Source organism: Bradyrhizobium sp. SEMIA, assembly GCF_014844175.1.
Classification (GTDB): domain Bacteria; phylum Pseudomonadota; class Alphaproteobacteria; order Rhizobiales; family Xanthobacteraceae; genus Bradyrhizobium; species Bradyrhizobium arachidis.
Genome location: NZ_CP046601.1, coordinates 7099848 through 7124345 on the forward strand (window position 1 = coordinate 7099848; position 24498 = coordinate 7124345).

The 24498-nt window shown below is 61.3% G+C and carries 31 protein-coding genes; 25 read left to right on the forward strand and 6 right to left on the reverse strand.

Annotated features, from left to right (window positions below; all coding sequences use genetic code 11):
* Nucleotides 1-8 precede the first annotated feature (8 nt).
* The 9 genes from FOM02_RS34420 to FOM02_RS34460 all read left to right on the forward strand — a co-directional run bounded on the left by FOM02_RS34420 (nt 9) and on the right by FOM02_RS34460 (nt 8176).
* Nucleotides 9-692, forward strand: coding sequence for a sensor histidine kinase (locus FOM02_RS34420; protein WP_159073918.1), 684 nt, complete (start codon nt 9-11; stop codon nt 690-692).
* A 19-nt stretch (nt 693-711) separates the two neighbouring features.
* Nucleotides 712-1227 carry a YkgB family protein gene (locus FOM02_RS34425; protein ID WP_027558342.1) on the forward strand — a complete coding sequence of 172 codons (516 nt, stop codon included), beginning with the start codon at nt 712-714 and terminating at the stop codon, nt 1225-1227.
* A 46-nt stretch (nt 1228-1273) separates the two neighbouring features.
* Complete coding sequence (locus FOM02_RS34430; RefSeq protein ID WP_141262956.1) at nt 1274-1606, forward strand: hypothetical protein; 333 nt, start codon at nt 1274-1276, stop codon at nt 1604-1606.
* 154 nt (nt 1607-1760) lie between these two features.
* On the forward strand, nt 1761-3407 hold the full coding sequence (locus FOM02_RS34435; RefSeq protein WP_265440652.1) for an ATP-binding protein: 1647 nt from the start codon (nt 1761-1763) through the stop codon (nt 3405-3407).
* A 2-nt stretch (nt 3408-3409) separates the two neighbouring features.
* Complete coding sequence (locus FOM02_RS34440; RefSeq protein ID WP_027558344.1) at nt 3410-4024, forward strand: response regulator transcription factor; 615 nt, start codon at nt 3410-3412, stop codon at nt 4022-4024.
* A gap of 244 nt (nt 4025-4268) precedes the next feature.
* Nucleotides 4269-5303: an AraC family transcriptional regulator gene (locus FOM02_RS34445; RefSeq protein WP_231164298.1), complete on the forward strand. Its 1035-nt coding sequence runs from the start codon at nt 4269-4271 to the stop codon at nt 5301-5303.
* Nucleotides 5304-5487: 184 nt separating this feature from the next.
* Entirely contained in the window at nt 5488-6357 is an 870-nt protein-coding gene (locus tag FOM02_RS34450) for an alpha/beta fold hydrolase (RefSeq protein WP_027558346.1), read from the forward strand.
* A 41-nt stretch (nt 6358-6398) separates the two neighbouring features.
* Nucleotides 6399-7382: a zinc-binding alcohol dehydrogenase family protein gene (locus FOM02_RS34455; RefSeq protein ID WP_027558347.1), complete on the forward strand. Its 984-nt coding sequence runs from the start codon at nt 6399-6401 to the stop codon at nt 7380-7382.
* Between the two features lie 23 nt (nt 7383-7405).
* Complete coding sequence (locus tag FOM02_RS34460) at nt 7406-8176, forward strand: SDR family oxidoreductase (RefSeq protein WP_265442230.1); 771 nt, start codon at nt 7406-7408, stop codon at nt 8174-8176.
* Between the two features lie 102 nt (nt 8177-8278).
* On the opposite strand, the gene FOM02_RS34465 is transcribed toward FOM02_RS34460, so the two are convergent.
* From FOM02_RS34465 to FOM02_RS34480, 4 genes are read right to left on the reverse strand one after another with little or no spacing between them, the layout of a single operon-like run.
* Entirely contained in the window at nt 8279-8491 is a 213-nt protein-coding gene (locus FOM02_RS34465) for a hypothetical protein (RefSeq protein ID WP_027558349.1), read from the reverse strand.
* 41 nt (nt 8492-8532) lie between these two features.
* Entirely contained in the window at nt 8533-8799 is a 267-nt protein-coding gene (locus FOM02_RS34470; RefSeq protein WP_231164299.1) for a DUF6510 family protein, read from the reverse strand.
* A gap of 5 nt (nt 8800-8804) precedes the next feature.
* Nucleotides 8805-9566, reverse strand: coding sequence for a ferredoxin reductase (locus tag FOM02_RS34475; protein WP_027558351.1), 762 nt, complete (start codon nt 9564-9566; stop codon nt 8805-8807).
* A complete protein-coding gene (locus tag FOM02_RS34480; protein WP_027558352.1) occupies nt 9553-10170 on the reverse strand; it encodes a sulfite oxidase-like oxidoreductase in 618 nt (205 codons plus the stop codon). The genes FOM02_RS34475 and FOM02_RS34480 overlap by 14 nt, the downstream gene beginning before the upstream one ends.
* A gap of 220 nt (nt 10171-10390) precedes the next feature.
* Here FOM02_RS34480 and FOM02_RS34485 point away from each other — a divergent pair, with 220 nt between their 5' ends.
* The 14 genes from FOM02_RS34485 (at nt 10391) to FOM02_RS34550 (ending at nt 21103) form a co-directional block, all read left to right on the forward strand.
* Nucleotides 10391-11332, forward strand: coding sequence for an amidase (locus tag FOM02_RS34485; RefSeq protein WP_265440653.1), 942 nt, complete (start codon nt 10391-10393; stop codon nt 11330-11332).
* Nucleotides 11221-11904 carry an amidase family protein gene (locus FOM02_RS34490; protein ID WP_265442231.1) on the forward strand — a complete coding sequence of 228 codons (684 nt, stop codon included), beginning with the start codon at nt 11221-11223 and terminating at the stop codon, nt 11902-11904. The genes FOM02_RS34485 and FOM02_RS34490 overlap by 112 nt, the downstream gene beginning before the upstream one ends.
* Nucleotides 11905-12348: 444 nt before the next feature.
* The gene (locus FOM02_RS34495; RefSeq protein WP_027558354.1) at nt 12349-12957 is read left to right on the forward strand and encodes a cytochrome P460 family protein; all 609 of its coding nucleotides are present in this window, start codon (nt 12349-12351) and stop codon (nt 12955-12957) included.
* 24 nt (nt 12958-12981) lie between these two features.
* Nucleotides 12982-13563 (forward strand): cytochrome P460 family protein, encoded by a 582-nt coding sequence (locus tag FOM02_RS34500; RefSeq protein WP_027558355.1) that lies wholly within the window; start codon nt 12982-12984, stop codon nt 13561-13563.
* Between the two features lie 5 nt (nt 13564-13568).
* A complete protein-coding gene (locus tag FOM02_RS34505; RefSeq protein WP_231164300.1) occupies nt 13569-14900 on the forward strand; it encodes a beta-propeller fold lactonase family protein in 1332 nt (443 codons plus the stop codon).
* A gap of 231 nt (nt 14901-15131) precedes the next feature.
* The gene (locus tag FOM02_RS34510; protein ID WP_027558357.1) at nt 15132-15923 is read left to right on the forward strand and encodes an urease accessory protein UreD; all 792 of its coding nucleotides are present in this window, start codon (nt 15132-15134) and stop codon (nt 15921-15923) included.
* Between the two features lie 26 nt (nt 15924-15949).
* On the forward strand, nt 15950-16252 hold the full coding sequence (locus tag FOM02_RS34515; protein ID WP_027558358.1) for an urease subunit gamma: 303 nt from the start codon (nt 15950-15952) through the stop codon (nt 16250-16252).
* Nucleotides 16253-16258: 6 nt separating this feature from the next.
* The gene (locus FOM02_RS34520; protein ID WP_035730047.1) at nt 16259-16837 is read left to right on the forward strand and encodes a HupE/UreJ family protein; all 579 of its coding nucleotides are present in this window, start codon (nt 16259-16261) and stop codon (nt 16835-16837) included.
* Entirely contained in the window at nt 16834-17172 is a 339-nt protein-coding gene (locus tag FOM02_RS34525) for an urease subunit beta (RefSeq protein ID WP_027558360.1), read from the forward strand. The genes FOM02_RS34520 and FOM02_RS34525 overlap by 4 nt, the downstream gene beginning before the upstream one ends.
* 12 nt (nt 17173-17184) lie before the next feature.
* Nucleotides 17185-18888, forward strand: a complete 1704-nt coding sequence (gene ureC, locus FOM02_RS34530; protein ID WP_265440654.1) for an urease subunit alpha — start codon at nt 17185-17187, stop codon at nt 18886-18888.
* 23 nt (nt 18889-18911) lie between these two features.
* Nucleotides 18912-19610 carry an urease accessory protein UreF gene (locus FOM02_RS34535; protein WP_027558362.1) on the forward strand — a complete coding sequence of 233 codons (699 nt, stop codon included), beginning with the start codon at nt 18912-18914 and terminating at the stop codon, nt 19608-19610.
* Entirely contained in the window at nt 19607-20290 is a 684-nt protein-coding gene (gene ureG / locus FOM02_RS34540; protein WP_027558363.1) for an urease accessory protein UreG, read from the forward strand. Before FOM02_RS34535 ends, ureG begins: the two co-directional genes overlap by 4 nt.
* Nucleotides 20287-20598, forward strand: a complete 312-nt coding sequence (locus FOM02_RS34545) for a chorismate mutase (protein WP_027558364.1) — start codon at nt 20287-20289, stop codon at nt 20596-20598. The genes ureG and FOM02_RS34545 overlap by 4 nt, the downstream gene beginning before the upstream one ends.
* Nucleotides 20531-21103 (forward strand): VirK family protein, encoded by a 573-nt coding sequence (locus FOM02_RS34550; protein ID WP_084334217.1) that lies wholly within the window; start codon nt 20531-20533, stop codon nt 21101-21103. The genes FOM02_RS34545 and FOM02_RS34550 overlap by 68 nt, the downstream gene beginning before the upstream one ends.
* Nucleotides 21104-21113: 10 nt before the next feature.
* Here the strand turns inward: FOM02_RS34550 and FOM02_RS34555 are convergent, their stop codons facing one another.
* Both FOM02_RS34555 and FOM02_RS34560 read right to left on the reverse strand, forming a co-directional pair.
* A complete protein-coding gene (locus FOM02_RS34555; RefSeq protein ID WP_027558366.1) occupies nt 21114-21467 on the reverse strand; it encodes a hypothetical protein in 354 nt (117 codons plus the stop codon).
* Nucleotides 21468-21732: 265 nt separating this feature from the next.
* Entirely contained in the window at nt 21733-22536 is an 804-nt protein-coding gene (locus FOM02_RS34560; RefSeq protein ID WP_035730043.1) for an IclR family transcriptional regulator domain-containing protein, read from the reverse strand.
* Nucleotides 22537-22688: 152 nt separating this feature from the next.
* On the opposite strand from FOM02_RS34560, the gene FOM02_RS34565 reads away from it, so the two are divergent.
* Together FOM02_RS34565 and FOM02_RS34570 are read left to right on the forward strand one after the other, a co-directional pair.
* Nucleotides 22689-23597, forward strand: coding sequence for a DMT family transporter (locus FOM02_RS34565; RefSeq protein WP_084334219.1), 909 nt, complete (start codon nt 22689-22691; stop codon nt 23595-23597).
* 187 nt (nt 23598-23784) lie between these two features.
* Nucleotides 23785-24498 (forward strand): hypothetical protein, encoded by a 714-nt coding sequence (locus tag FOM02_RS34570; protein ID WP_141262959.1) that lies wholly within the window; start codon nt 23785-23787, stop codon nt 24496-24498.

Genomic DNA, 24498 nt, shown 5'->3' on the forward strand with positions numbered 1-24498 from the left:
GTCCGCACATGATGCGCACTGTCACCGGTTCGTCCCACGTCGGAAGCGGCTGCGCGGACTACGAGCGGATCGCCCCGGTCCGGGATGACGCGCTCGAGCTTGTGGTCAGGGAATTGCAGCACCGGATGCGCAATATTCTGAGCATCGTTCTGTGCTTCGTGAACAATACCGATGCGAATACGGCCGCCGATTTTCGTGCGGCGCTCTCGGCGCGGATCGCGACCCTGTCCGACGCTTACAGGATGATCGAATCCGCGGGAGAACAGCGGGTGTCTTTCGCGGGGCTGCTGGAGCGAACGCTCAAGCCACACGCGATGTCTCACAAGGGCCGCATTCTGCTGGCCGGGCCGGACCTTATGCTGGAGCCGCACATCGCCTTGTCGATGAACGTCATCATTCATGAGCTGGCGACGAACGCGAGCAAGTACGGCGCGCTGACATCGACTGCGGGAGCCGTCGAGGTGATTTGGGAGAGGTCCCCCTATCTCGGCGGACATGGTCTTGCCGTCCAATGGCGCGAGCGCGGCGGACCGAAGGTGACCCGGCCTGAACGCAGAGGCTTTGGTACGCAACTGATTGCAAGGGCGTTGCCGGGCGCGCAGGTCGATCTCGACTTCGCTCCCGATGGTCTTGTCTGCCGACTTCTACTTGATCTCGGCCGGACGCCGGCCAAGCAGGGGGCAGCCAGTTAGGGTCAGGAGGATCTGCACAATGAGTACATTGACGAATGTCCCGCGGAAAGCGTTCGCAAGCAGGTTGCCGATATCGGAGTTGCTTACGGGAGATCTGGATTACCACATAGTCCGAGCGTCGATGGTGATCCTGTTCTTCTTCTTCGGATATCAGAAATGGTGGGCATACGAGGCGGATCGTCTGGAGCCGTTCATCAGCAACGGTCCCCTGATCTGGTGGCTCTATCCCGCTTTCGGCCATCAAGGTGCCAGTTGGTTTCTCGGCGTCTCCGAATGGACCTTTGGCGCCTTGATATTCGCGGGCTTCTGGAGCAAGCGCCTCGGCATTCTGGGCGCCCTTGGATCTACCGGCACCTTTATCGCGACAGTCACGATCATTCCGTTCATGCCGGATGGTTGGGACGCCGCAGCCGGAGGCTTTCCGGCGATGACGGGCAACGTTCCGTTCCTGATGAAGGATGTCGTACTGCTTGCGGTGTCGTTGTATCTGCTGAAGCAGGACGCGGCGCGCGTCCTGAGGCCACTTGAGGCTTGAGATACACGGCCAGACAGGCGCAGATCGTGGCCAGCGCGAACATGGGATGCTGCATCGAGACGGCCACCGCGGCGACGAAGCCAAGCAGGGTGGTCAAGGATCGCATGCGCATCATCATGCGCGCGCGGGCCGGGATCTCCTCGATCGCCGGCCGGTCGACGGCCTCCCAGCACAGCAGCAGATAGGTCGCGTTCACCAGGGCGAATATGCCGGCGCCGCGGCGGTCGCGACGCTCCGATCGGGGCTGAACAGCCAACGATCAGCAGGGCGCAAAGCCGCCCTTCTGCACTTTCGTGGACATTCGGAGCAACTGTCGGATTGGTTACACCTGCTACGAAAAAATATGGTGTGCAGCGAATTGTCTGTTGCTGGTTCGTGAACCGTGGCTCCGCGCAGCCAAACTTGGCAACGTTCGCAAGTCCCGTTAGATGTTGCGACGTACTGACGCGCTCTCGTCCTAACCCCTCGACGTACAAGCCGCGGGGTGAGCGTCGAGACGTCCGGATATGATGGGCACGACGAGACATCTCAGTATGAGGCTTGATAACGAGACGCATGAGCTGGATCTGGTCGCCAAGGCATTTCAGATCATTTCGAGAGAAATCAGCTATCAGGGATTGGCCAAGGCTCTCCTCATGGAGGCGCTGAGTTATTCGGGGGCTAGTCGGGGGGCGATCTTGCTCAGCGGGCAAAGAGAGTTGCTTGCCAAAGCCGATGCGAGCTTCCCGCGCGAGAGGGCAAACTTCCTCGCCTCCTTCCCGCCGCACGCCGAATTCCGCTTGCCGAGCGACCTCGCCGAAGAGGTGTTCGATCGAAAGCAAACGGTCGTGAGGCAAGCCGGCGCAGAGAGCTCGGCGTTGATCGACCCTGCGAAGGCACCGTCTGGAAAGATAGCCCAGCTGTGCCTGCCGCTGATTCACCAGCACTGGGCGATTGGCGTCCTCCATCTCGAAGCGGATGGAGAGGCGGATGTCTTCACGCCGCGGTGCGTGTGGGTGATTTCCTTGCTTGCCAATCAGGCCGCCGTCTCGTTCGAATCGGTAAGGCTGTTCGAGGCGCTGCGCGAGACCAATATGTGGATGGTCAGAGGCCAGCAGATCGGCGGCATGGGCAGCTATCGGTGGAACACGCGGACCTTGCTCTCCCGTGGATCGCGCGAATGTTACCGGATTCTGGATATCGACCTGGATGTAAACCCCGTGCCATTCGAGGTCTTCAGGAGCCGGGTCCATCCCGAGGATTATCCCGCGCTGGAGCAGGCTCTCACCGAGGCGATCAGCACGAAGTCCCCATTTGCCCACGAGTACCGTGTGGTCAACCGGGACGGCAAGACGTTGCATGTCGCAGCCGTCGGGCAATTCGATGAGGGACCGACCGGCGACCTCGAGCTGGAAGGGATCATCACGGATGTCACGCAGCGGAGGGCGGCGGAGCAGGCTCTCGCCGACGCGCGAAACGAGTTGGCGCGGGCGTCGGGTTTGACGTCCCTCGGCGAGCTCGCCGGCTCGATCATCCATGAGATCGATCAGCCGCTGACTGGGACGATCATGAGTGCGGAAGCTTGCCTCCGGTGGCTCGGCAGGGAACCCGTTCAAGCCGCGGAGGCGCGGAAATCGGTCGCACGCATTATCAAGCAGGCACGTCGAGCCGCGGAGGTTGTGACCGGGGTCCGATCTCTTCTCAGGGGAACGCAGGTCCATTTTGCCGAGTTCGATATCAACGAGGCGGTTGCGGAGGTTCTGCTGCTGTCGAAAAGGGAGATCGAGCGAGCCGGGGTCATCGTCCGGACCGACTTCGATCGATCATCGCCTCAAGTCGAAGCAGACCGTGTTCAGGTCCAGCAGGTCGCTCTCAACCTCGTGCGCAACGCCATCGAGGCCATGGCCGAGGTTGAAGACGGGAACCGTATTTTGGTTCTCTCTTCGGGGGTCTCTGATGGTATGATTTCCGTGGCAATCGCGGATACCGGGGGTGGCATCAGCCCGGCTGAGAGAGAGCGGGTCTTCGAGACGCTTTACACGACGAAGGGGGCGGGACTGGGTCTCGGACTTTCGATCTGCCGCAAGATAGTGAAACTCCACGGAGGGCAGCTATGGGTGGAAGAAAACGGGAGGTGCGGAGCGAGGTTCATCTTCGCTCTCCCGCTTCGCCAGGCCGTTCAGACGTCGGAAAGCCGGTAGACATGCCTCCTTCTGGCGTTGTTCATATTGTCGACGATGACCGCGCTGTTCGCGAGTCCCTTGGCGACCTGCTTGAGTCCCTGCACTACAAGGTCGCCCTGTACGGATCTGCTTCGGATTTCTTGAAGGTTGAACTTTCGGATGCTCCCGCGTGCCTTGTACTCGATGTCAGATTGCCGGGTACGAGTGGATTGGAGCTGCAGGAGTACCTGACGAAGGTCAACGTCGGAATTCCGGTGATCCTGATGACCGCTTTCGGCGACATTCCCATGTCCGTAAGAGGCATGAAGCTCGGGGCGGTCGATTTTCTCACCAAGCCGATACGGGATCAGGATCTTCTCGATGCGGTCACTGCCGCGATCCGAAAGGACATCGATCGACGCGACGACAACGCGCACCTTGCGCAGTTGCAGGAAAAGTTTGCACTTCTGACCACCCGCGAGCGGCAAGTGATGACGCTGGTGGCATCCGGTCTGATGAACAAGCAGGTCGCCAGCGAGCTCTCGATCAGCGAAGCGACGGTCAAGATGCATCGTGGCAGCGTGATGCGGAAGCTGGGTGCAAAAACCGCGGCAATGCTCGTTCGAATGGCTGAAGCGCTCCAACTTCAAGGCTGAAGCGTCGCCTCCGAGGCTGCATCTCGGAGCTAAATCATCTCGGCGCCGTCCCTGCATGCGACCCATACCTAGGTATGGGCCGAAACAGCACAAGCGTGAGATTGTCCGCCAGAGCGATGAAAAGCATGTTGTTCCTATGCGGTGCTGCCATCCGGCGTTGGCAGTTCGCCTTGACCGGAGGGATGACGCCATTTGCCGCTTGCGGCTTCAACGCCCGTATCCGGGCGATCAAGGCGTCTCCTCCGTGCAGAAGTTCGTTGACGACTGGATGCAGCCAGCCGGAGCACAGAACAGGGCGACGACGATGGGGATGTATGTATCAAATTCGAGTGAGAGTACGCCGCGGATGGCTGTCTCCGCTTCGCCAATCAGTCGGGTGGACCAGACGCAACTTTCCTGGCCGTCCGAGGCGGCGCTTCATCCGACGGTCAGCATAACGCCTTCCGAGCCGGTGAAGCGCCTTGGGATAGGCTGGCGCTGGTGGTTTTCGGAGAGCATTCACCTTCCGGTCGGCAACCGGATTGAATTTCGCTTTCAGGGATCGAGACACCTATTGGCGTTGTACAACGAGGGAGCACGGAAAAGCGGCGAGACCTCCATCGATGGTCTCAGTTCGTCGAAGCTGCGAGGTTCGGAGCACAGGTTGACCTTTGTCCCGGCGGGACGCGCTTATCGGGAATGGTATGAGACCGCCTCAACTGCGCAGGTGACTTTCCTCTACTTCGATCCCGCTGCGCTTCACAAGTCCGACGACAGCAAGAGCGGGCTCGCGCCAAGAATATATTTCGAGGATCCGCTAGTCTGGGAGACTGCCTCCAAACTGAAGAAGGCGATCGAGAGCGCGGAGACGAATTGCACGCCCTACCTCGAGGCGCTCTGCGGGGTGCTTGCCCACGAGCTTTCCAGGTCTGATCACGATCTTGTTCGCGAGCCGACACCGGTCAGCCGTGGAGGTCTGGCAGGTTGGCAGAAGCGTGTCGTGGTCGAGTACGTCGAGGAGCATCTGGGAGAGCAAGTCTGCCTGCTGAAGCTCGCCGAGCTTGCCAGGCTCAGCGTTCACCACTTTTGTCGTGCATTCAAGAAGTCGTTCGGAATCCCGGCCTACCAATATCAGGTTCAGCGACGCATGGAGTTCGCCAAGCTGCGACTGGCGGATCGCGCGGTATCGATTACGGACATCGCACTCAGCCTGGGCTATGCGCAAACGAGCTCCTTCAGCTCCGCCTTTCGCAAAGCGACGGGTTGGACTCCCACCAACTATCGCAGGGAGTTCGAATGAGGCGATCGATCGGGCAGAGGAGGCGACAGGCAGCCCCGTGCCGGGCAGAAGAATCCCGGACGTCTGTAACCGGATCGTCCCGAGCCACGAAATAGCTATGTGAGGCCGCCTCGGATCGGCTGCCAACGGATCATCGTTTTCACTGGGCGAACCAGGTGTCGAGGGGGACCGCGAGGGACCGCAGATGACGAGCATTCGATACCGCAAGGCGGACGTGGACGGACTGAACGTATTCTATCGGGAGGCTGGCCGGGTGGACGCGCCCGCCTTGCTACTGCTTCACGGATTTCCGACGGCTGGCCACATGTTCCGCGAATTGATCCCCGCGCTCTCGGACCGCTTCCGATTAGTGGCGCCGGATTTGCCCGGGTTTGGCCAGTCCGACATGCCGGCTCGCGAAAGCTTTGCCTATACGTTCGCCGCGTTGGCGCAGGTGATCGAACGGTTCACGGAAGTCATCGGACTTGCTCGTTTCTCGCTCTACGTCTTCGACTATGGCGCGCCGACGGGCTTTCGGTTGGCGGTTCGACAACCCGAGCGTATCGCCTCCATCATCTCGCAGAATGGCAATGCCTATGAGGAGGGATTGAGCGAAGGCTGGAGCCCGATCCGTGCTTATTGGCAGGATCCATCGCAAGCGAACCGGACGGTGTTGCGATCGTTCCTTTCGCCGGAGACGACGGTTTGGCAATACACCCACGGAGTGCCTGACGCCTCCCTGATCTCCCCTGACGGATACACGCTCGACAACCATTATCTCGCGCGTCCCGGCGCCGATGGGGTCCAACTCGATCTTTTCGGCGACTACAGGACCAACGTCGCCATGTATCCGGAATTCCAAGCCTACTTCCGCAAGCACAAGCCACCCTTCCTGGCGGTCTGGGGCAAGAACGATCCCTTCTTTCTGCCGGCGGGCGCAAAGGCGTTCCAGCGCGACATGCCGGATGCTGTAGTGCGCTTCTTCGACACGGGGCACTTTGCACTCGAGACTCATGCCCGGGAGATCGCAACGGCGATCGGTGAATTTCTTGCCCAGCCGATATCAAATGCGTGATTGGCGCTTTCGTCGCCGCGAGGAATGCCAGGAGGACCGTCATGCGCGCCATCGTTCTTGAAAAATTCGGTGGCTTGGACAGCCTTGTCTATCGGGACGTTCCGGAGCCGGAGCCGCAGCTTGGTCATGTCGTCATTCAGGTCAAAGGATTCGGCATCAACCATGCGGAGATGCACATGCGCCGGGGCGAATGGGCCGAAGCGGCGCCGATCAGCGGCATTGAATGCGTCGGTCTCGTGAAGTCGTGCCCGGGCGGAGAATTTCCGGTAGGCGCCAAGGTGGCCGCATTGATGGGCGGTCTCGGCCGCACCATCAACGGCAGCTACGCTGAATACACCCGTGCTCCGGTCTCGAACGTCGCATTGATCGATGTAGATTTGCCCTGGGCCGAGCTCGCAGCGATACCCGAAACCTTCGCGACGGCATGGACCTGTCTCTTCCGTAACCTCGAGCTCCAGAGAGGTCAGCTTCTCGTCATCCGCGGGGCGACATCCTCGTTTGGTCAAGCGGCGCTCAAGCTCGCGGTCGGTGCAGGCGCGCGGGTCATCGCGACGACGCGCAGCCGTGAGCGCTTCGCCATGCTGGAGAAGCTCGGAGCCGCGCGCTGCGAAATCGAACGGCGGGATCTCTCAAAACATCTGCCCGAAGCGAAGCAGGTCGACGCCGTTCTGGACCTCGTCGGCAACAGTGTCGTGCTGGACTCCCTCGCCATGCTTCGCCGCGGCGGCCGTTCCTGTCTCGCGGGCTGGCTCGGCGGGCTTGATCCGATTCCGGATTTCAATCCGCTGCTGCAGATGCCGAGCGGCGTCTATCTGACCTTCTTCGGGAGCTTCATGTTCGGCACGCCCGGGTTTCCGCTTTCCGACGTTCCCTTGCGGGACATCGCCGCCGACGTTGCCGCTGGCCGGCTGGACGTCATGCCGGCGCGGATATTTCCCTTCGAAGAGATTCGCGAGGCGCATCGCGTCATGGAGGCGAACGAGGCGGCCGGGAAGATGGTCGTTGTTCGCGATTGGCATTTGTAAGCTTTAGATCCGGGAGAACTCCTATGTTGAAATCAGTCGCCATCGTGACGGGGGCGAGCCAGGGAATCGGCCGTGCGACCGCGGTGCGTCTGGCGCGCGATTTCCCGGCCCTGGTGCTCGTTGCACGAAATCGTACCAATCTTGAAGACACGGCAGAGATGGTCGGGGCCGCCGGCGCAGAGGTGCTGGTGATCGATGCCGACCTGGCCGAACCTGACGCCGCTCGAGCTGTCGTTGCTCAGACGTTAGCGGCTTTCGGCCGGATCGACGCCCTGCTCAATATCGCTGGCGCGGTGCCGCAGGTCGATTTATTCGAGACGACGGAGGCACAGTGGGAAGCAGGACTAGCCTTGAAGCTGCATGGCGCGCGCCGGCTTACGATCGCGGCCTGGCCGTCGCTCATGGCATCGAAGGGGGCTGTGGTCTTGATGTCAGGAAATTCAGCCTCCTTCCCCAAGTCACCCTATGCGGCGGTCGGCACCATCAACGCTGCAATTGTCGCCTTGGCAAAGGCATTCTCCGACAAGGGAATCAGCGATGGCGTCCAGGTCAACAGCGTCCTGCCGGGGCCGGTGATGACGGGCCGCCGCCGCTCCTACCTTCAGCACTGGGCGCCTCTGCACAACATGACCGTCGAGGAGGCAACGGCGAAGTTTCCCATGGAGGCCGGCATCGCGCGTTACGGCGAGCCGGAGGAGATTGCCGAATTGATGGCATTCCTCGTATCGCCCGGCGCGCGCTGGATGACCGGCTCGGCGTTGCGAATGGATGGCGGCGAGGTGAAATCGATCTGATTGGCGCTGAACGCAGCGTGATCGACGCGATCGTCGACGGGTTGCGATTGCCCCAGCTGACCGTCCAGACCTGCTTGGTGCACCCGCGTTCGCCGGACCTCGTCAGTCTTCTCCAGCTCTGGATCTGAGTAACTCTTCGCGACGCCTGATCAGCATCTCGAGCCGCGCGGCCTGATCGTCGATTCGCTGGCCGACGAGCTCTTCGTTCATCGCGGCAGAATATGAGGCGGCCTGTTCGATCAATTCGCGAAGGTTTGCTGTTGTGGCGGCAATCTGGCGCTCGATTTCAGCGAGGTGGATGTCTTCACCGTGCATGGCGGGTCTTTGAACTCGGAGTTTGGCGGGTGACGTGACATTCAGAAGTACAGGTGCCGGGCACCTTGCATTTCAAGGACACACCCCTTCTGAGTTCGCCTCGCCCTCATGAGATCGCTTCCGCATTCGGCGCACTTTACGAGCGCCTCCAGGGAGCCGCCGTCGACGGCCAGGGAGCCGAGGCCGGACACGGTGTTGCATGCCGCGCACCGGATCTTGGTCAGGGTGATGTCAAAGGCAAAGGCTTCCTGAAGCAGGTGGGTGCCTGGATCACCGCCAAGAATGAGGTCGGCGATGTTGTCTGCCATGGCGATCATCCTCCTGATGGTCCGAAACGTTCGGTTTTGATGGTGAAGGGATCAAAACCGAGCTTCACGAGCATGCTCGAAATGCTTTCGACGAACCCCGTGGGCCCGCAAACGAAAAACGTGGGATTTTGCTCGCGCGCAAAACTGTTCTCTGCGAGTAGAGCCTCGTTGACCCGCCCCCGAAGTCCGCTCCAGTCGCCCGGCTGCTCGCGGGTGAGCGCATAGACCAGACGCAGGTCGCGATCGCCGCGAGCCATCGCATCGAGTTCATCACCGTACACGACGTCGGCAAGGCTGCGTGCAGAATAGATCAATGATGCCGGGATGCGTGGGCGCGACCTCTTGCGGTGGCGTAACATGGCCATCAGCGGCGTGATTCCCGTGCCGCCCGCGACCAGGCAAATCGGTCCACCACGCGCCTGGCTCCAGATGAAATGCCGCCCGATGGGGCCACGAAATTCGAGAGCGTCGCCAACTCGCAATTCGTCGAGCAAATAGGAGGAAACCTCGCCGTCCTCGACCCGTTCCACGGTGAGGGTGAGCAGTTGGTCTTCCGGTGGCGACGCGATCGAATAGCTTCGCTCGGCTTGATAGCCGTCATCGGCGGTGAGACGTATGTCGACGTGCTGGCCGGGCCAGTGCCCGGACCAGTTGGCCGGCTGCAGGACGATGCTCTTCACCCGGCTTGTTTCGACCACGATGGCCTGCACGCGACCTGTCTGCCATTCGATCCTGGGCCGCTCCAGAGGCCCATCAGTCGCCGTCATAACGTTGCTCCCGCCAGGGATCGCCATAGTTGTGATAGCCACGCGATTCCCAGAACCCAGGCTCGTCCTTGGGCATGAAGCGGAGCCTTCGCAGCCACTTTGCGCTCTTCCAAAAGTAAAGATGCGGCACCAGAAGACGGGCGGGGCCACCGTGCGCGGGGGCGAGCGGCAGACCCTCATAGCGGGTCGCGATCATCGCCTTTCCCGCGACCAGGTCGGGTACCGGAAGGTTCGTCGTGTATCCGCCGTCGCAATGCGCCATGACATAGGCGTCGGGCGGCTCGCTCAGCCCGACCGCCTTGAGAAGATCGTCAAAGCTGACGCCCTGCCAGACCGTGTTGAGCTTGGACCATTTGGTGACGCAGTGAATGTCGACCGTGATCGTGGTCTGGGGCAGCGCCTCGAACTCGTCCCAGGTCCATTTCCCCAGCAACGAGCCGCCAAGTTGAAGCGCGATCTTCCAGTCGGCGACACGGATAACCGGCGTGGGGCCCGCCGACAGCACCGGGAAGTCGGTCGTCAGATACTGACCCGGCGGCAGTCGAGCGGCGTCGGATGCCTGTCGCTTTGATTTGAAGCCGCGAGAAACGGGAGGTCGATCCATTGCAGTGTGCCCTCGTGCAGTGACGCGCAGGATGTCCGGATGTGTCGGCATACCGTGCAGCCCGCACCAGCGCAGATGAACCCTGATCGATGCCTTGTCGATGGCTGTGGCGGAGAATGCATCAAGATCGCGAAAGACGAAGCAATCGCGACTGCGCAGGCATGGACCGGTTCAATATCAAATGCGGTTTCGTCCTGAGGTGGTTCAAAAGGAGGAAACGATGTCGAGCATGAGCCGGACCCTGCATTCCGACGAACTCGCTTACCTCGCCGCGCATGAATTGGCGGCTCGCATCCGGCGACGTGACCTGTCGCCAGTTGAAGTGGTCGATGCGTTCATCCGGCGCATCGAAGCGCGCAACCCGAGCCTGAACGCGCTCGTCTATCTCGATTTCGACGGCGCTCGCATCCGGGCAAAAGAGGCCGAACGCGCATTGGTGGCCGGCGAACCACTCGGGCCGCTGCACGGCATTCCGTCGGCGCTCAAGGACTTGTTCGACTTCAAGCCGGGTTGGCCTGCGAGCCTGGGCGGTATACGTGCGCTCAAGCACCACGTCGTGAACGGCTACTGCGTGTTCTGCGAGCGTATGGAGAAGCGCGGCGGAGCGGTGTTCCTCGGCAAGACCAACAGCCCTCTCATGGGATTCCGGGGCACCTGCGACAATTACCTGTTTGGTCCCACGCGCAACCCCTTCAATCTCGCCAAGAACACCGGCGGGTCATCCGGGGGAAGCGCGGCGGCGGTCGCCGATGGACTGCTGCCCATTGCAGAAGGTACGGATGCTGGCGGCTCGATACGAGTCCCCGCCGCCTGGTGCGGGGTCTATGGTTACAAGGCGTCATTCGGCCGAGTGCCGTTCCTCGTGCGTCCCAACGCGTTCGGCACGGCCGACTCCCCGTTCCTGTTCGAAGGGCCCATCACACGGACGGTCGAAGATGCCGCAATCGCGTTGAACGTGCTTGCCGGGCATGATCCGCGAGATCCCTTCAGCCTGATCGAGCGCCCGTCGACTTCACCGCCGCGACCCGTCGGTCGATCCGAGGTCTCAAGATTGCCTATAGTCCCAATCTCGACGTCTTTCCCGTCGACGGAAAAGTCGCGGAGACGGTCGGCCGCGCGTTACGGGCGTTCGAGGAAGCCGGCGCTCAGGTGGAGGAGGTGAAACTCGGGATCACACGCTCGCAACGTGAGCTGAGCGACGTCTGGTCGCGTCTCTACATGCTACTGAACTTGCAGGCGATCGAGAACATGAAGCGCGATGGCATCGATCTGTTCGGCAAGCATCGCGACGACTTTCCGCCTGAATACATGGATTGGGTCGAGAAGACCAATCGCATGTCCGGCCTGGATTTCTTCCGGGACCAGGCCGTCCGGTCGGAGGTCTACGATGCCTTCCAGAACATCCTCGGCAGATTCGATCTGCTCGTCACGCCGACCCTCGCGTGTCCGCCGGTCGACAACGCAAGCGACGGCAACACGATTGGGCCGAAGTCGATCAATGGTGTCGAGATCGATCCTCTCATCGGATGGTGCCTGACCTACTTCGTCAACTTCACTGGTCATCCGGCAGCCTCGATTCCAGCGGGCTTGTCCGACGGTCTTCCGGTCGGGATGCAAATTATAGGTCGGCGAAACGCGGACTTCGACGTGCTGGCCGCCAGCGCGGCTTTCGAGCGGCTTCGCCCCTGGCAGGACAATTACCGGATCTGCCGCGAACGACCGCTGGAGGCGTGACGGACGATCTCCGTGATCCATCAGTCAACCCTCCCACGGCATCAATGTCCGGCGGCTTCGCGCCTGACGAGACTTCGAATCGGTCTCCAGGTCAATGGCAAGCCATTTGAGGGCGAAGCAGTCCTCGCTGTGTAGCGAACGTTCTCGGGTGATGCGGACGATCACCTGAGAACGGCCTCGCTTCCAGATATCACTCGCTGACCTTGCATCTCTCGGTCGTTTGCATGGACGTCCGCGCCGCGGTCGCGGCATCGATGGGCGGCGCCTCTTTCTTTCGAAGCGTGAAGCTCCTCACCGATCGCAAGATCGGCACGGAATGCATCAAGATGGCCAAAGCGGGGGCAATCCCCAGCGCGCAAGATCTTTCGCGACTGGCTAAGTCATCTCTCGACAGGTCAATCGTGCCGACGCCTCGCGCGTCGGCCGCAGTCGCGGGAGAAGACAATGCGCGTGAGAGTCCAGGCAGCAGCGGCGGTCATCGTAGGCAGCGCGGTCGCAACGATCCTGTTCTTCGGATCGCTCAAGGATGGCAATGCCCAGAGCAATACGCGCTATCTGCCCGAATATACTGCGGACGGGCAGTTGCTCCTGCCCAAGAACTTCCACGAGTGGGTCTATGTCGGTTCGCCGCTGACGCCAAATGCCCTCAATGGCGGGCAGGCGAATTTCCCGGAATTCCACAACGTCTATATCGAGCCGGGCTCGTACGCGATCTACAAGAAGACCGGCGAATTCCCCGAGGGGACGATCCTGTTCAAGGAGCTGCAGCTGACGCTGCCGCAGGAGAATGCCGACGGCTCGCGAACGGAAGCGTCGGGACGTGGCTACTTCCCGGGCAAGTGGAACGGTGCCGACGTGACCGTCAAGGATTCGAAGCGCTTCGCCGACACCAACGGGTGGGGCTACTTCAACTTCAATCACCACGAACCCAAGGCGTTGATGGCCAAGGTGAAGTCGAAAGACGAGTGCGCCTACTGCCACATCGCCAACGCCAAGAAGGATGAGGTCTGGACCCAGTTCTATCCGCTGCTCGACAACAAGGACGCGCGATGACCGCGTAATCGGCGGGAGATAGGCATGAAAATCCTCAAGGCCGCTTGTATCGCCTTCGTCGTGATCCTCGGGATCACGTCCGCGGTCTGGCAGCTGCAGATGCGGGCGAATGCAGCGGATGGCGTTTCGCCCGGCGCGAGTGTAGCCGACCGCGACGGGCATCTGCATGTGCCCGACGATTATCGCACGACCTATCAGCTTCTCGGAAGCTGGGCGATTGCGGGAGAGGACGGACACGGCTCGAAGGAGGTTCACGTCGTGTACGCCTCGCCAGGCGTGATCGACGCCTATCGGAGAGACAAGCGCTTCCCGAACGGTGCAGTGCTCATCAAGGAGGTGTTCAACGCGGCAACCTCCGAAATGACGACCGGTACCGTCAGCCGTGCCGACACTTTGAAAGGGTGGTTCGTCATGGTGAAGGACACCGCGAACAGTCATCCGGAGAGCGCGCTGTGGGGCGACGGCTGGGGATGGTCCTGGTTCGACGCGGGCGATCGCTCAAAAACGACGACGACGAATTACAGGGCCCAATGTCTAGCGTGCCATGTGCCCGCGCGCGCTTCCGATTGGGTTTACGTCGATGGTTACCCGCCATTGAAGCATTAGCATCGGTGGAAGCACGGAAAGTCATTCGATTTAACCAAAGCCAATCATCAAAGGAGCGAAAGATGGCTAAAGAAGCGACGGCGAGTGAGATGGGGATGTCGAAAGGACAGACTGGCCATCTCTACATCCAGACCAACGAAATCGATAATGCCATTATTCACTACACGCGGCAGGCGGACGGCAAGCTGGTCGAGGTCGCGCGCATCAAGACGGGCGGCGCCGGCTCCGGCGAATTCAAGCCGATCAGCGGCCAGGACAGCGCGCCCAACTCCTTTGAGGGCGCGGGGAGCGTCATCATCACATCCGATCGGCGCTATATGTTTGCAACCAATGGTGGAGACAATTCCGTTTCGAGCTTCCGCCTGGATAGCGATGGTCGTCCAACGCTGCTCGACGTGAAGTCGACGGGCAACCCGGTCGATGGAAGGAGCGGCACGGCCAAATCGCTGGCTTTCGCTCCGTCGACGCGCACCCTCTTCGTGCTGCACTCGTTCGGGCCGGATCATCTTCGGCTGATGTCGGTCGATGCCGAAGGCATGCTCAAGACGCGGCCCGAGCGATACACGGTGAACACGTACAGCAAGCGGAACCGCGTCTCCACGATGGTTGTGGTCTCGCCCAACGAGGATCTGGTGCTCGTCGGCACCACTTTCGATGAGCCGATTGCGCTTACGGGCTTGTATCCGGACGGCTCGCCCATTCTTTGGGTCCAGCGCGCCGGCGGCGCGCTGCATTCGATCGCTTCCAATGCGCCGGATCCGGACGGCCTCGCCGTGTTCGCCCTGCAAAAGGACGGCTCGCTCGGTACTGCCAGGTTCTACGACGCGAAGGCCGGCTCGCCGTTCTACATCGCCTTCCTGCACCAGCGTCCGAATACGTTCGTGATCGGTTATGCCGTCGGCGACGGATGCTCCATCTGCACCGTCGAAAAGAACGGCTCGATCAAGATCGGCCCGCTCGTCAAGATCGACACCAGCGCAGGCGTGCCGACCGAGCTGTGCTGGCTAGCCATCGCTCCCGACGATCGCACGATCTACGCGACGAATTTTGGCTACAGCAACATCAGCAGCTATCGCATCAATGGTAGCGGCCTGGAGATTGCGTGCGATCCGGCGTGCCCGAAGGTCCCCGGCGACGGCACCGCGAGGGGATTGAACGGAACTGTGACGAGCGGTCCCAGCGATAGCTGGATCTCGCCGGACGGCGCCTATCTCTATCAGATCTACGGCAATGCCTCCAAGCTGGTCAGCTACAGCACCCAGCCGGATGGCTCGTTGAAGGAGATTGGCAGCGTCAAGATCCCGTACAACAGCCCCCAAGGGCTTGCGGGTTTCTGATCCCGGTTTCGCGATACGAGGTCCGGGCGTGGTCGGCATTGCCGTTCCGCGCCCGGGCCTCTCCGCGCCGACATGCGACACGCACAAGATCAATCATGAGCCCCGAGACGGATGTTTGAAGCAGTTCACGAGCGCCCTCGCGGGACGCTTGCGGCCCATCCCGGCCATCCGGGAGAAGGGCAGGGCGTCACGGAAAAATGCGGTCTGCAGCGCGCCGTCGGAGAAGCTCGCGTGGTGTTTTCCAGCGCCGCAGGCGGCACCGAGATCATTGACGTCTATCGGAAGTTTCCGATGGCCGTTGCCTTCCCGAATGTCGACGATCGTCGGCACAAGGAGGCCATCCTCATCAACACCTCGGGGGGTGTCGCAGGCGGCGACGAGATCAGGGTCGAGGTGGTCGCTCGAGGTAATGCGTCGGTCGCGGTGACCACCCAGGCCGCGGAGAAAGTCTATCGGGCCCTGGATCGGCCCGCCCGAATCCTGACCCGGTTGCGGGCTGAGGGAGCCGCGCGGCTCGCGTGGCTTCCGCAAGAGACGATCGTCTTCAACCAGGCGCGCATCGCGCGGCGGACCGAGATCGATGTGAGCTCAGGCACTGAGTTGATCGCTCTCGAGTGGCTGGTTCTTGGCCGCATCGAGAGCGGCGAGGAGGTTCTTGGCGGACACGTCCTGGACAGCTGGCGCATCAGGCTCGACGGCCGTCTGATATGGGCGGATGGCTTCCTGGTGTCCGACCAGGTGTTCCCGCAGCTTCGGAAGACGGCTCTGCTTTCGAACTGGAAGGCGATCGCGACGATGATCTACTTCGGTCCGGGTCTTGAGACCAGGCTCGAGCGATTGCGGGAGATTGGTGCTTCGCTTGAATGCGCGTGCGGCGTCACGATGGTGGGCGCGATCATCGTGATCCGGGTAGCCGCGATTGCCAGCGTGGACCTCAGGCGGTGTCTGCGCCGCTTCCTCGATCAACTCAACCATGAACTCGGATACGGGCCCTTCGGAGTGCCGAAGATGTGGTCCTGTTAGCAGCGCGGCCAAGTGGGAGAAGCACCTTGAATCTGACGCCACGGGAACGAGACAAGCTGATGATCGCGCTCGCTGCGATCGTTGCGCGTGGCCGGCTCGCGCGAGGCGTCAAGCTGAATTATCCCGAAAGCATCGCATTGATCTCGGATGCCATCATGGAAGGCGCTCGCGACGGACGATCGGTCGCGGACCTGATGTCCGAAGGTGGCCGGCTCCTTTGCCGCGACCAGGTCATGGAGGGCATCCCGGAGATGATTCGCGAGATCCAGGTGGAGGCGACGTTTCCTGACGGGACCAAGCTTGTCCCGGTGCACAACCCGATCCGATAGGAGCTGATGATGCGTATCGTCCCGCTTTGCGTCGCTGTGTTGAGCGTGCTTGCCTCGCCAGCTTTCGCTCATCCTGTCCCGGGCATGGGCCATTCGTTCGACGCCGGCCTCGTCCATCCGTTCAGCGGCGTCGATCATCTGATTGCGATCACGTTGGTGGGAACGTGGAGCGCGCTCGTGGGCGGCTCTGCGAGAGCCGTGTGGCCGGTGACCTTTCTGATTGCGATGCTGGGCGGCTTCGCCGCGGCAAGCGTGGGGCTTCAGATGGGCTTTGCGGAGGCGGCGATCAGCCTCTCGGTGGCGGCGCTGGGAGCGTTCGTTGCGTTCGAGTTCAGGATGCCCGTCATGCTTGGCGCGGCGGCCGTCGGCCTGTTCGCATTCTTCCATGGTCACGCACACGGAACTGAAGCGGCCTCGATGCTTGTTCCCTACGCTGTCGGCTTTACAGCAGCGACCGGTGCCCTTCTCCTCATCGGCATGGTCGCTGGGCACTGGGGAAGAAGCGCGGCCAGGAGAGGCTTGCTTCGCGCAGCGGGTGTCTGTGCCGGCCTTGCCGGGCTACTGCTGCTCGGAGGCGTGGCATGATTCCCGGAGAAGTCATCTCGAATGACGGCGACATCGTCCTGAACGGGGACAGGACGGGTCTATCGATTGCCGTATCCAACACCGGCGACCGGCCCGTCCAGGTGGGCAGCCATTATCACTTCGCCGAAGTGAACGCCGCACTCGTGTTCGATCGATCCGCCGCTCGCGGATGTCGCCTCGATATCCCGGCCGGAACGGCCGTGCGGTTCGAGCCAGGTCAGTCGCGCGAGGTTTCATTGATTCCGTTCGCCGGAGCGCGTCGCATCTACGGATTCAGCGGCAGCGTGATGGGACCTCTGGACTCAGGAACCGATGCGTCCGGCTCCAACGAATAAGGTGAGAAAGACATGTCCCACACGATGAGCCGCAGAGCCTATGCGCAGATGTTCGGCCCCACGGTCGGCGACAGGGTGCGTCTTGCAGACACCGATCTGTTCATTGGGCCCGAGAAGGACCTGACGATCTATGGCGAAGAGGTCAAGTTCGGCGGCGGCAAGGTCATCCGCGACGGCATGGGACAATCGCAGCTCACGCGCGCACAGGGTGCGGTCGATACGGTCATTACCAACGCGCTGATCCTCGATCATTGGGGAATCGTCAAGGCCGATATTGCGATCAAGGACGGGCTCGTTGCCGCCATCGGCAAGGCGGGCAACCCCGACATTCAGCCAGGTGTCTCGATCATCATTGGGCCGGGGACGGAAATCATTGCCGGCGAGGGCAAGATCATCACCGCCGGCGGAATGGATACGCACATCCATTTCATCTGTCCCCAGCAGATCGAGGAAGCGCTTTTCTCCGGTGTGACAACGATGATGGGGGGTGGCACCGGACCTGCCGCAGGGACGACGGCGACGACCTGTACGCCGGGGCCATGGCACATCCATCGGATGCTCGAGGCATTGGACGCGTTCCCGATGAATTTCGGCGTATTCGGGAAGGGCAATGCGAGCGTGCCCGCGGGTCTGGTCGAGCAGATCGAAGCTGGCGCATGTGGCCTGAAGCTGCACGAAGACTGGGGCGCAACGCCCGCATCGATCGACTGCTGCCTCTCTGTCGCCGACGACATGGACGTGCAGGTCATGATCCACACCGATTCCCTGAACGAAGGCGGATTTGTCGAACGCACAATCGCGGCGTTCAAGGACAGGACGATCCATGCGGCTCATACGGAAGGGGCCGGCGGCGGACATGCGCCTGATATCATCAAGGTCTGCGGCGAGAGGAACGTCATTCCAGCCTCGACAAATCCGACGCGTCCCTACACCGCGAACACGCTCGACGAGGCACTCGACATGCTGATGGTGACCCATCACCTGGATCGTCGCATTCCGGAGGATGTCGCGTTCGCGGAGAGCCGCATCCGAAAGGAGACGATCGCCGCGGAGGACATTCTGCACGATATCGGCGCGTTCTCGATCGTGTCGTCGGATAGCCAGGCGATGGGGCGCGTCGGCGAGGTGATCACGCGCACCTGGCAGACCGCCGACAAGATGAAGAAGCAGTACGGGCGGTTGTCGGAGGAGACCGGACAGAACGACAATTTCAGGGCCCGACGCTACGTCGCGAAATATACCATCAATCCAGCCATCGTGCAGGGAATGTCACGCTATGTTGGTTCGGTCGAGGTCGGAAAGCTCGCGGACATCGTCGTCTGGGACCCGGCGTTCTTCGGGATCAAGCCCGACATGGTCCTGAAATCCGGCGTGATCGTCGCCGCGATCATGGGCGACCCCAACGCATCGATACCGACGCCTCAGCCGGAATATTACCGGCCGATGTTCGGTGCTTTTGGCCGTTCTCCCGGCAAAAATTCAGTGACGTTCGTCAGTCAGGCCTCGCTCGAAACGACGAGACAGCTGGGCCTGGCAAAGCAACTCCTGCCGGTCTCGAACACGCGATCGATCGGCAAGCATTCCATGATCCTCAACGACGCGCTGCCTCACATGGAGGTCGATCCCGAAACCTACGAGGTGCGGGCCGACGGACGGCTTCTCACTTGTCCGCCGGTGAATGTGGTCCCGATGGCGCAGCGCTATTTCATGTACTGACGCGTTGCCGGCATGGTGGTGCGATGACAGATCAGAGTTATGGACATACGGCGCTGGCATTCCTGAGGCTGCAGAGCTGGCTTTCGCCGTCGTTCCCGAACGGGGCCTACAGCTACTCGCACGGGCTGGAATGGGCTGTGGAGGCCGGCTATGTCTCCGATCGGCGCAGCCTGATCGATTGGCTCGAGGCCGACCTTTGCTATGGCTCCGGCCGAAACGAGGCGATCTTTTTCAGCGAAGCCTATCGATGCGTGGCCGAGGGCGCCGAGGAAGTCCTTCCGCAGCTGGCAGAACTCGCCGCTGCGTCGCGCGGCACGTCCGAATTCGTGCTCGAATCCGCACAACAATCGTCTGCGTGCCTTACGACCCTTCGCAGCGTGTGGCCGGATCGAATTCTGGACATTTTCTCCGACCCGAAATGCCCGCCCGTGTTGGCCGTCCTGCTCGGAGCACGGGCGGCGCGCGAACGTATTGCCGTCGAAATCGCGCTGCCGGCGTTCCTGCACAGCTCCGTCGCCAATCTGGTGAGCGCGGGCGTGCGTTTGGTGCCTCTCGGTCAGACCGACGGTCAGCTTGCCATCGCGGCGCTCGAGCACACGATCCTGTCGCGCTGTGAAATCGCAAGCCGCGAGACGGTCGATGATCTCGGCTCGGCGGGCGTGATGGCTGAGCTCGCGTCCATCGCGCACGAGCTCCAGTATACGAGGTTGTTTCGGTCATGAAGACGATTGAACGCGAGAGTGGGTCTCTCTACGCACCTGCTGCAACCAACGGGCCGCTACGCGTCGGAATCGGCGGTCCGGTCGGTTCTGGAAAAACGGCGCTAGTCGAAGCGCTCTGCAAGCACCTGCGCGATTTCTACGAGATTTACGTGATTACCAACGACATCTACACCAAGGAGGATCAGCTCATTCTCACCCGCGCGCAAGCACTGGCGGCAGAGCGCATCATGGGGGTGGAAACTGGGGGCTGTCCGCATACGGCCATACGGGAGGACGCCTCGATGAACCTGGCGGCGATCCATGACATGAACCTGAAGTTTCCGAACGCGGAGCTTTGCTTCGTCGAGTCTGGCGGTGACAATCTCGCGGCCACCTTCAGCCCCGAGCTTGCGGACCTGACCGTCTACGTGATCGACGTTGCGGCTGGAGAGAAGATCCCGCGCAAGGGAGGGCCGGGGATCATGCGATCCGACCTGCTGGTGATCAACAAGATCGATCTCGCTCCCCTGGTGGGCGCCAATCTGGAGATCATGGAAGCGGATGCACGGAGGATGCGAGGCACGCGGCCCTTCATCTTCTCCAATCTGAAGAATGGCCAAGGCGTCGATGAGATCGCGGGCTTCATTCTGCAGAAGGGCGGGTTGTCCGCGGCGACGCTGTCTGGAGGTGCCTATCGATGACGGATGATCACCAGGAGTTCGCCGGCGATCTGGCCAAGCTGCGCCGCAGCGTCGACAATCTCGATGCGGCGATGGTGCACCTGCTTGCAGAACGCTTTCGCTGTACTCATGCGATCGGAGAGCTCAAGGCCAGACATGGACTGGTCTCTCGAGATCCCAGACGTGAAGCAGCGCAATTGAAGCGGCTTCGCACTCTCGCCGCCCAGAGCGGGCTCGATCCGGATTTTACCCAGAAGCTGCATGCCTTGGTGGTGCGAGAAGTCGTCACCAATCACGAGGCGGCGAAGTTCGAATTCGGCGCCAGCTAGGGGCGAATGCCTCGCATGCCTGCTTCGGTACCACGGGAGCCCGCAGCCGTTATCTCTCGGAGCGACACTTGTCTTACTGTCTACGCAATTGCGCCGCCGCTCTGGTGTTCGTATCTGGTTTCTGGACGCACCAGGCGATCGCGGCCGAACCCCAAATGTGGAGTGTGCGGCGCTGAGCGAGGCGATTGCCGGGGGGAAGGAATTTTGCATGCTCGTCGACCTCTCGGCCTGTCAAGTTCACGGCACGAACGCGGCGGGGCCTCCGATCAAGGCGAGCATGCGGTTTGACGGATACATGATCCAGCCCGACGGAACGATCGCTTTCGCAACGACCCATTTCACGATGAGACCGGACAGGGCGGTCAGGGAGTTCCTTTCGTTCAGGGTGCATTCAAACGGCAAGATCGAAGCGCGGACGATGACCTCGGATGCGGTCAATAACGCTGTTCTCAAGGATGCGGCATTCGACTGCGCGATTGGAAAGGGCGCGACATTCCACTGGTGACTTGCGGTCGCTACGCCGACCGGTCGATCAGACTGCCGGGCTGCTGGCCCTTCTTCTCCAGCTGCTTTTCGATGGCGTCCCTGATCTTCTGCTCGACCGCCGCTTGCTGTTCCGGGGTCATTTTGGCGAGGTCGGCCTCGGTGAGATTCATGTTCTTCAGAATGCTGGCCCGCATTCGGTCGAAAGGATTCATTTTCGCGTAGTTTAGGAAATCCTGCACGACGCTGCTGTCGCCCGATGCGCCATCTTCGCTTGCTTGCGAGAGTCCCCCATTGTCGGTAGCCGAGGGCTTCGATGCAGCGGTCGATGAGCCTGCTTTAGCAGGCTGGTAGCTGAAGATTGAAGCTCCCGCCGTGACTTGCATGTTCGGCCCCTTAAGACGATCGCGAAGGAGAAGCAACGGGCATGCCAAATTGTTTCTTTCGATTTCCCGATGTATCCAGTCTCGCGCTCAGGGGGGAGCTCTAATCGGTGCGAAGAAATTGCCGGCTCGGCGGCGTCACCGGCAAAGATTGCCGGCTCGGTTATAAGAATGTGATTGAAGCAGCTCTGCTCCCCGCCGGATCTTTCGCGCGCGTTTGGAAATGGCAGTCCGTTCGGCGCATGAGCCTTGCGGCTTGCCAGGTGGCTCACATGCGAACGCGAAGAACGTCGTGGGCCTTCTCCGCGGCACGTTGCAAGACCGGCAAGAAGCGTCGCTGGAGGTCTTCGATCGACGCGCGACTGGTTGGCGCCACCACCTTCATCGCGGCAACGATTTTCCCGTTCCGGTCAAACAGGGGAACGGCGACCGAGCGCACGCCCTCCTCGAATTCCTGATCGCCCAAAGCCCAGCCTCGTTGACGCGCAAGCGCGATCGCCTTCTTCAGTCGCGCCGGGTCGGTGATGGTGTTTGGACTTCGCTTCGCCAGCTTCGCTTTTCCAAGCAGCTCGTCCAGCGCGGCGGGGTCCAAAGCTCCGAGGACGATGTGTCCCAGAGAGGAAGCGTGAGCAGGAATGCGGGATCCGACACTGAGAGTGGCATTGACGACCCGTCGAGCCTGGACCCGCGCCACGTAGATGACGTCAGGCCAATCCAGCACCCCCACGGTGCAGGACTCGTTCAACTCGTTCACGACCTCTTCGACGAAAGGCTCCAGCGTTTCCCACATATTTTGCGAGGACAGATACGCGAACCCCAGGTCCAATACCTTTGGACTGAGGGTGAATGATTTCCCATCGAAGCTGGCATAGCCAAGATCATTCAAAGTGAGGAGGAAGCGTTGGACGGTGCCCCGGCTCAAGCCCGTTTGCCGCGCAGCCTCGCTGATCGTCAGCGACGGGTGATCACGGTCAAAGGCCCGGATCACCTCGAGTCCTCGCTGCAGCCCCTGGATGAAATAGCTCGGCTGTTTGGCTGGGCCAGCGCGCTTGGCCGTCCTGATCGTTTTCATTGTCGACTTCCCATCGTCCGCTTATCGGACAAACCGCCTAGCAATTCAAGGATTCGGCTTTTGTCCGTTTATCGGACATATGTCCGAAATATTGACCGGCTTGCACTTGCCGGCTATTGTGACCCCTGCCGCAGATCACAGAAATTCATCCCTTGTCGCAGCCATCAAGCTCCGAGTACCTGCGTGGTGCAATTTACGGCCTTGCGACCGTGTGCATCTGGGTATCCTGGATCGTGGCCGCGCGGCTTGGGCTCAGAACGAGCCTCACCCCCTCTGACATTACGGCCATTCGTTGTGGTGTCTCTGGACTGATCTTGCTGCCGTATCTACTGAAGGTGGGCGTTCCCGTCGGCCGGCTGGGGGGACCGGGGCTGGCGGCGATTGTGCTGGGCGGCGGGGCGCCGATGGTGCTGGTCGCCTATGGAGGCCTGCAGTTCGCTCCGGCGGCCCATGCGGCATCGCTATTCACCGCACTCATCCCCTTGCTCGTTGCGATCTTGGCCGCTGTCGTGCTTGGCGAGGCATTCACGCTTTCAAGGCAGATCGGACTTGCCTTGATCGTGACTGGGGCTCTGCTCATCGTCGGTGGCGCGGGTGGCACGATCGGATCGCGGCAAAACATCGGCCATGCCATGTTCATCTGCGCGGCCATGCTGTGGGCCTGCTATACCGTCGCGATGCGGAAAGCGAGATTGGACGGGCTCCACGCCGCCGCTATTGCCGCGGTCGGGTCATTGGTCGTTTACGTGCCGGTGTACGCCGTCATGCCAGGTGCCAATCTGCTCAATGCACCCTGGCGCGACGTCGCTCTGCAAGTTCTTGTCCAGGGATTTCTCACGCCGATTGTTTCGTATTGGCTTTACGGGCGCGCGGTCAGCATTCTTGGCGCATCGAACGGCTCGGCGTTCGCAGCCCTAAGCCCTGCCGTGACGGCCCTCGTGTCCGTCCCGCTCCTCGGCGAATGGCCAGCAACGGGTGACTGGATCGCGATGTTTCTGATTTCTGGTGGTGTGTATGTCGCAAGTGGAGGCTTGGTTCCGGTCCGACCAGCCGGGCACTGAGCGGCTCCCAGTCGCTGCGGTAAGGTGAGGTGGCGTCATGGCAGGTGCGACATTGGCCAGCGCGGCCAATACTGTGCGGGCAGAAGACACAAGGATTGGTCGAGCCTCGTGCGAGGAATTGGGACAGCTTGTGGCGAGCTGCTGGCTGGAACGCAGATCTCTTCCATTGATCGATGAGAGCCTGTCCATGGAAAAGGCGCTGTGCGCCAGAGACAAATTCCTGAGTCTCATTCAGCCGCTGTTGGGTGCTCCCCTGGGATATAAGGTCGCGGCGATAACGCCGCCGGCACAGAGAGATCTGGGCATCAAGGAGCCGTTGGGCGGCACATACTTGGCCGGAATGTTCAGTTTCGAGAGCAGCGCTGCGGTCCCGGTCAGCTACGGCAATCGGCCGATCGTCGAGGCGAAATTGATGGTTGCGGTCAGGGACGATGCCATCAACGACGCGAAGACGATCGAAGACGCAGCGAAGCACATTGCGTACATCTTACCGAGCATCGAGCTTGGGGATTCTCTCGCTGACATCGGGCAAAAGCTCACGGCGCCGATCCTGATGCTCTACAATGTCGGCGCACGCGCGGCGATCCTGGGCCGGCCTATCGCTTTCGATGGTTCGGAGAAAGCTGTTCGAGCGCTCAATTCGCTCGTCGTGACCACGACAGACTCAAGCACCGGACGCCATATCGACAGCCAATCGGCCAGCGCCATGATGGGAGGCCCCCTCAACGCGGTGCTTTGGCTTGTTCGAGATCTGCACATTCGCGGCGTGAGGCTACGGGCCGGGGATCGCCTGGGGCTCGGAGCCTTGTCGCGGGTGCGGCCGACGCCAGGTCTGCTGCTGGAGACGCGATGGGAGGGACTTACGGAAACTCCAACGGTGGTCAAAGCGCTGTTCGAATAG

Coding starts and splice junctions, on each gene's coding strand:
- FOM02_RS34420 (WP_159073918.1), top strand. CDS start 9: ATGATGCGCACTGTCACCGGTTCGTCCCACGTCGGAAGCGGCTGCGCG.
- FOM02_RS34425 (WP_027558342.1), top strand. CDS start 712: ATGAGTACATTGACGAATGTCCCGCGGAAAGCGTTCGCAAGCAGGTTG.
- FOM02_RS34430 (WP_141262956.1), top strand. CDS start 1,274: ATGCTGCATCGAGACGGCCACCGCGGCGACGAAGCCAAGCAGGGTGGT.
- FOM02_RS34435 (WP_265440652.1), top strand. CDS start 1,761: ATGAGGCTTGATAACGAGACGCATGAGCTGGATCTGGTCGCCAAGGCA.
- FOM02_RS34440 (WP_027558344.1), top strand. CDS start 3,410: ATGCCTCCTTCTGGCGTTGTTCATATTGTCGACGATGACCGCGCTGTT.
- FOM02_RS34450 (WP_027558346.1), top strand. CDS start 5,488: ATGACGAGCATTCGATACCGCAAGGCGGACGTGGACGGACTGAACGTA.
- FOM02_RS34455 (WP_027558347.1), top strand. CDS start 6,399: ATGCGCGCCATCGTTCTTGAAAAATTCGGTGGCTTGGACAGCCTTGTC.
- FOM02_RS34460 (WP_265442230.1), top strand. CDS start 7,406: ATGTTGAAATCAGTCGCCATCGTGACGGGGGCGAGCCAGGGAATCGGC.
- FOM02_RS34465 (WP_027558349.1), bottom strand. CDS start 8,491: ATGCACGGTGAAGACATCCACCTCGCTGAAATCGAGCGCCAGATTGCC.
- FOM02_RS34470 (WP_231164299.1), bottom strand. CDS start 8,799: ATGGCAGACAACATCGCCGACCTCATTCTTGGCGGTGATCCAGGCACC.
- FOM02_RS34475 (WP_027558351.1), bottom strand. CDS start 9,566: ATGACGGCGACTGATGGGCCTCTGGAGCGGCCCAGGATCGAATGGCAG.
- FOM02_RS34480 (WP_027558352.1), bottom strand. CDS start 10,170: ATGGATCGACCTCCCGTTTCTCGCGGCTTCAAATCAAAGCGACAGGCA.
- FOM02_RS34485 (WP_265440653.1), top strand. CDS start 10,391: ATGTCGAGCATGAGCCGGACCCTGCATTCCGACGAACTCGCTTACCTC.
- FOM02_RS34495 (WP_027558354.1), top strand. CDS start 12,349: ATGCGCGTGAGAGTCCAGGCAGCAGCGGCGGTCATCGTAGGCAGCGCG.
- FOM02_RS34500 (WP_027558355.1), top strand. CDS start 12,982: ATGAAAATCCTCAAGGCCGCTTGTATCGCCTTCGTCGTGATCCTCGGG.
- FOM02_RS34520 (WP_035730047.1), top strand. CDS start 16,259: ATGATGCGTATCGTCCCGCTTTGCGTCGCTGTGTTGAGCGTGCTTGCC.
- FOM02_RS34525 (WP_027558360.1), top strand. CDS start 16,834: ATGATTCCCGGAGAAGTCATCTCGAATGACGGCGACATCGTCCTGAAC.
- ureC (WP_265440654.1), top strand. CDS start 17,185: ATGTCCCACACGATGAGCCGCAGAGCCTATGCGCAGATGTTCGGCCCC.
- FOM02_RS34535 (WP_027558362.1), top strand. CDS start 18,912: ATGACAGATCAGAGTTATGGACATACGGCGCTGGCATTCCTGAGGCTG.
- ureG (WP_027558363.1), top strand. CDS start 19,607: ATGAAGACGATTGAACGCGAGAGTGGGTCTCTCTACGCACCTGCTGCA.
- FOM02_RS34545 (WP_027558364.1), top strand. CDS start 20,287: ATGACGGATGATCACCAGGAGTTCGCCGGCGATCTGGCCAAGCTGCGC.
- FOM02_RS34550 (WP_084334217.1), top strand. CDS start 20,531: ATGCCTTGGTGGTGCGAGAAGTCGTCACCAATCACGAGGCGGCGAAGT.
- FOM02_RS34555 (WP_027558366.1), bottom strand. CDS start 21,467: ATGCAAGTCACGGCGGGAGCTTCAATCTTCAGCTACCAGCCTGCTAAA.
- FOM02_RS34560 (WP_035730043.1), bottom strand. CDS start 22,536: ATGAAAACGATCAGGACGGCCAAGCGCGCTGGCCCAGCCAAACAGCCG.
- FOM02_RS34570 (WP_141262959.1), top strand. CDS start 23,785: ATGGAAAAGGCGCTGTGCGCCAGAGACAAATTCCTGAGTCTCATTCAG.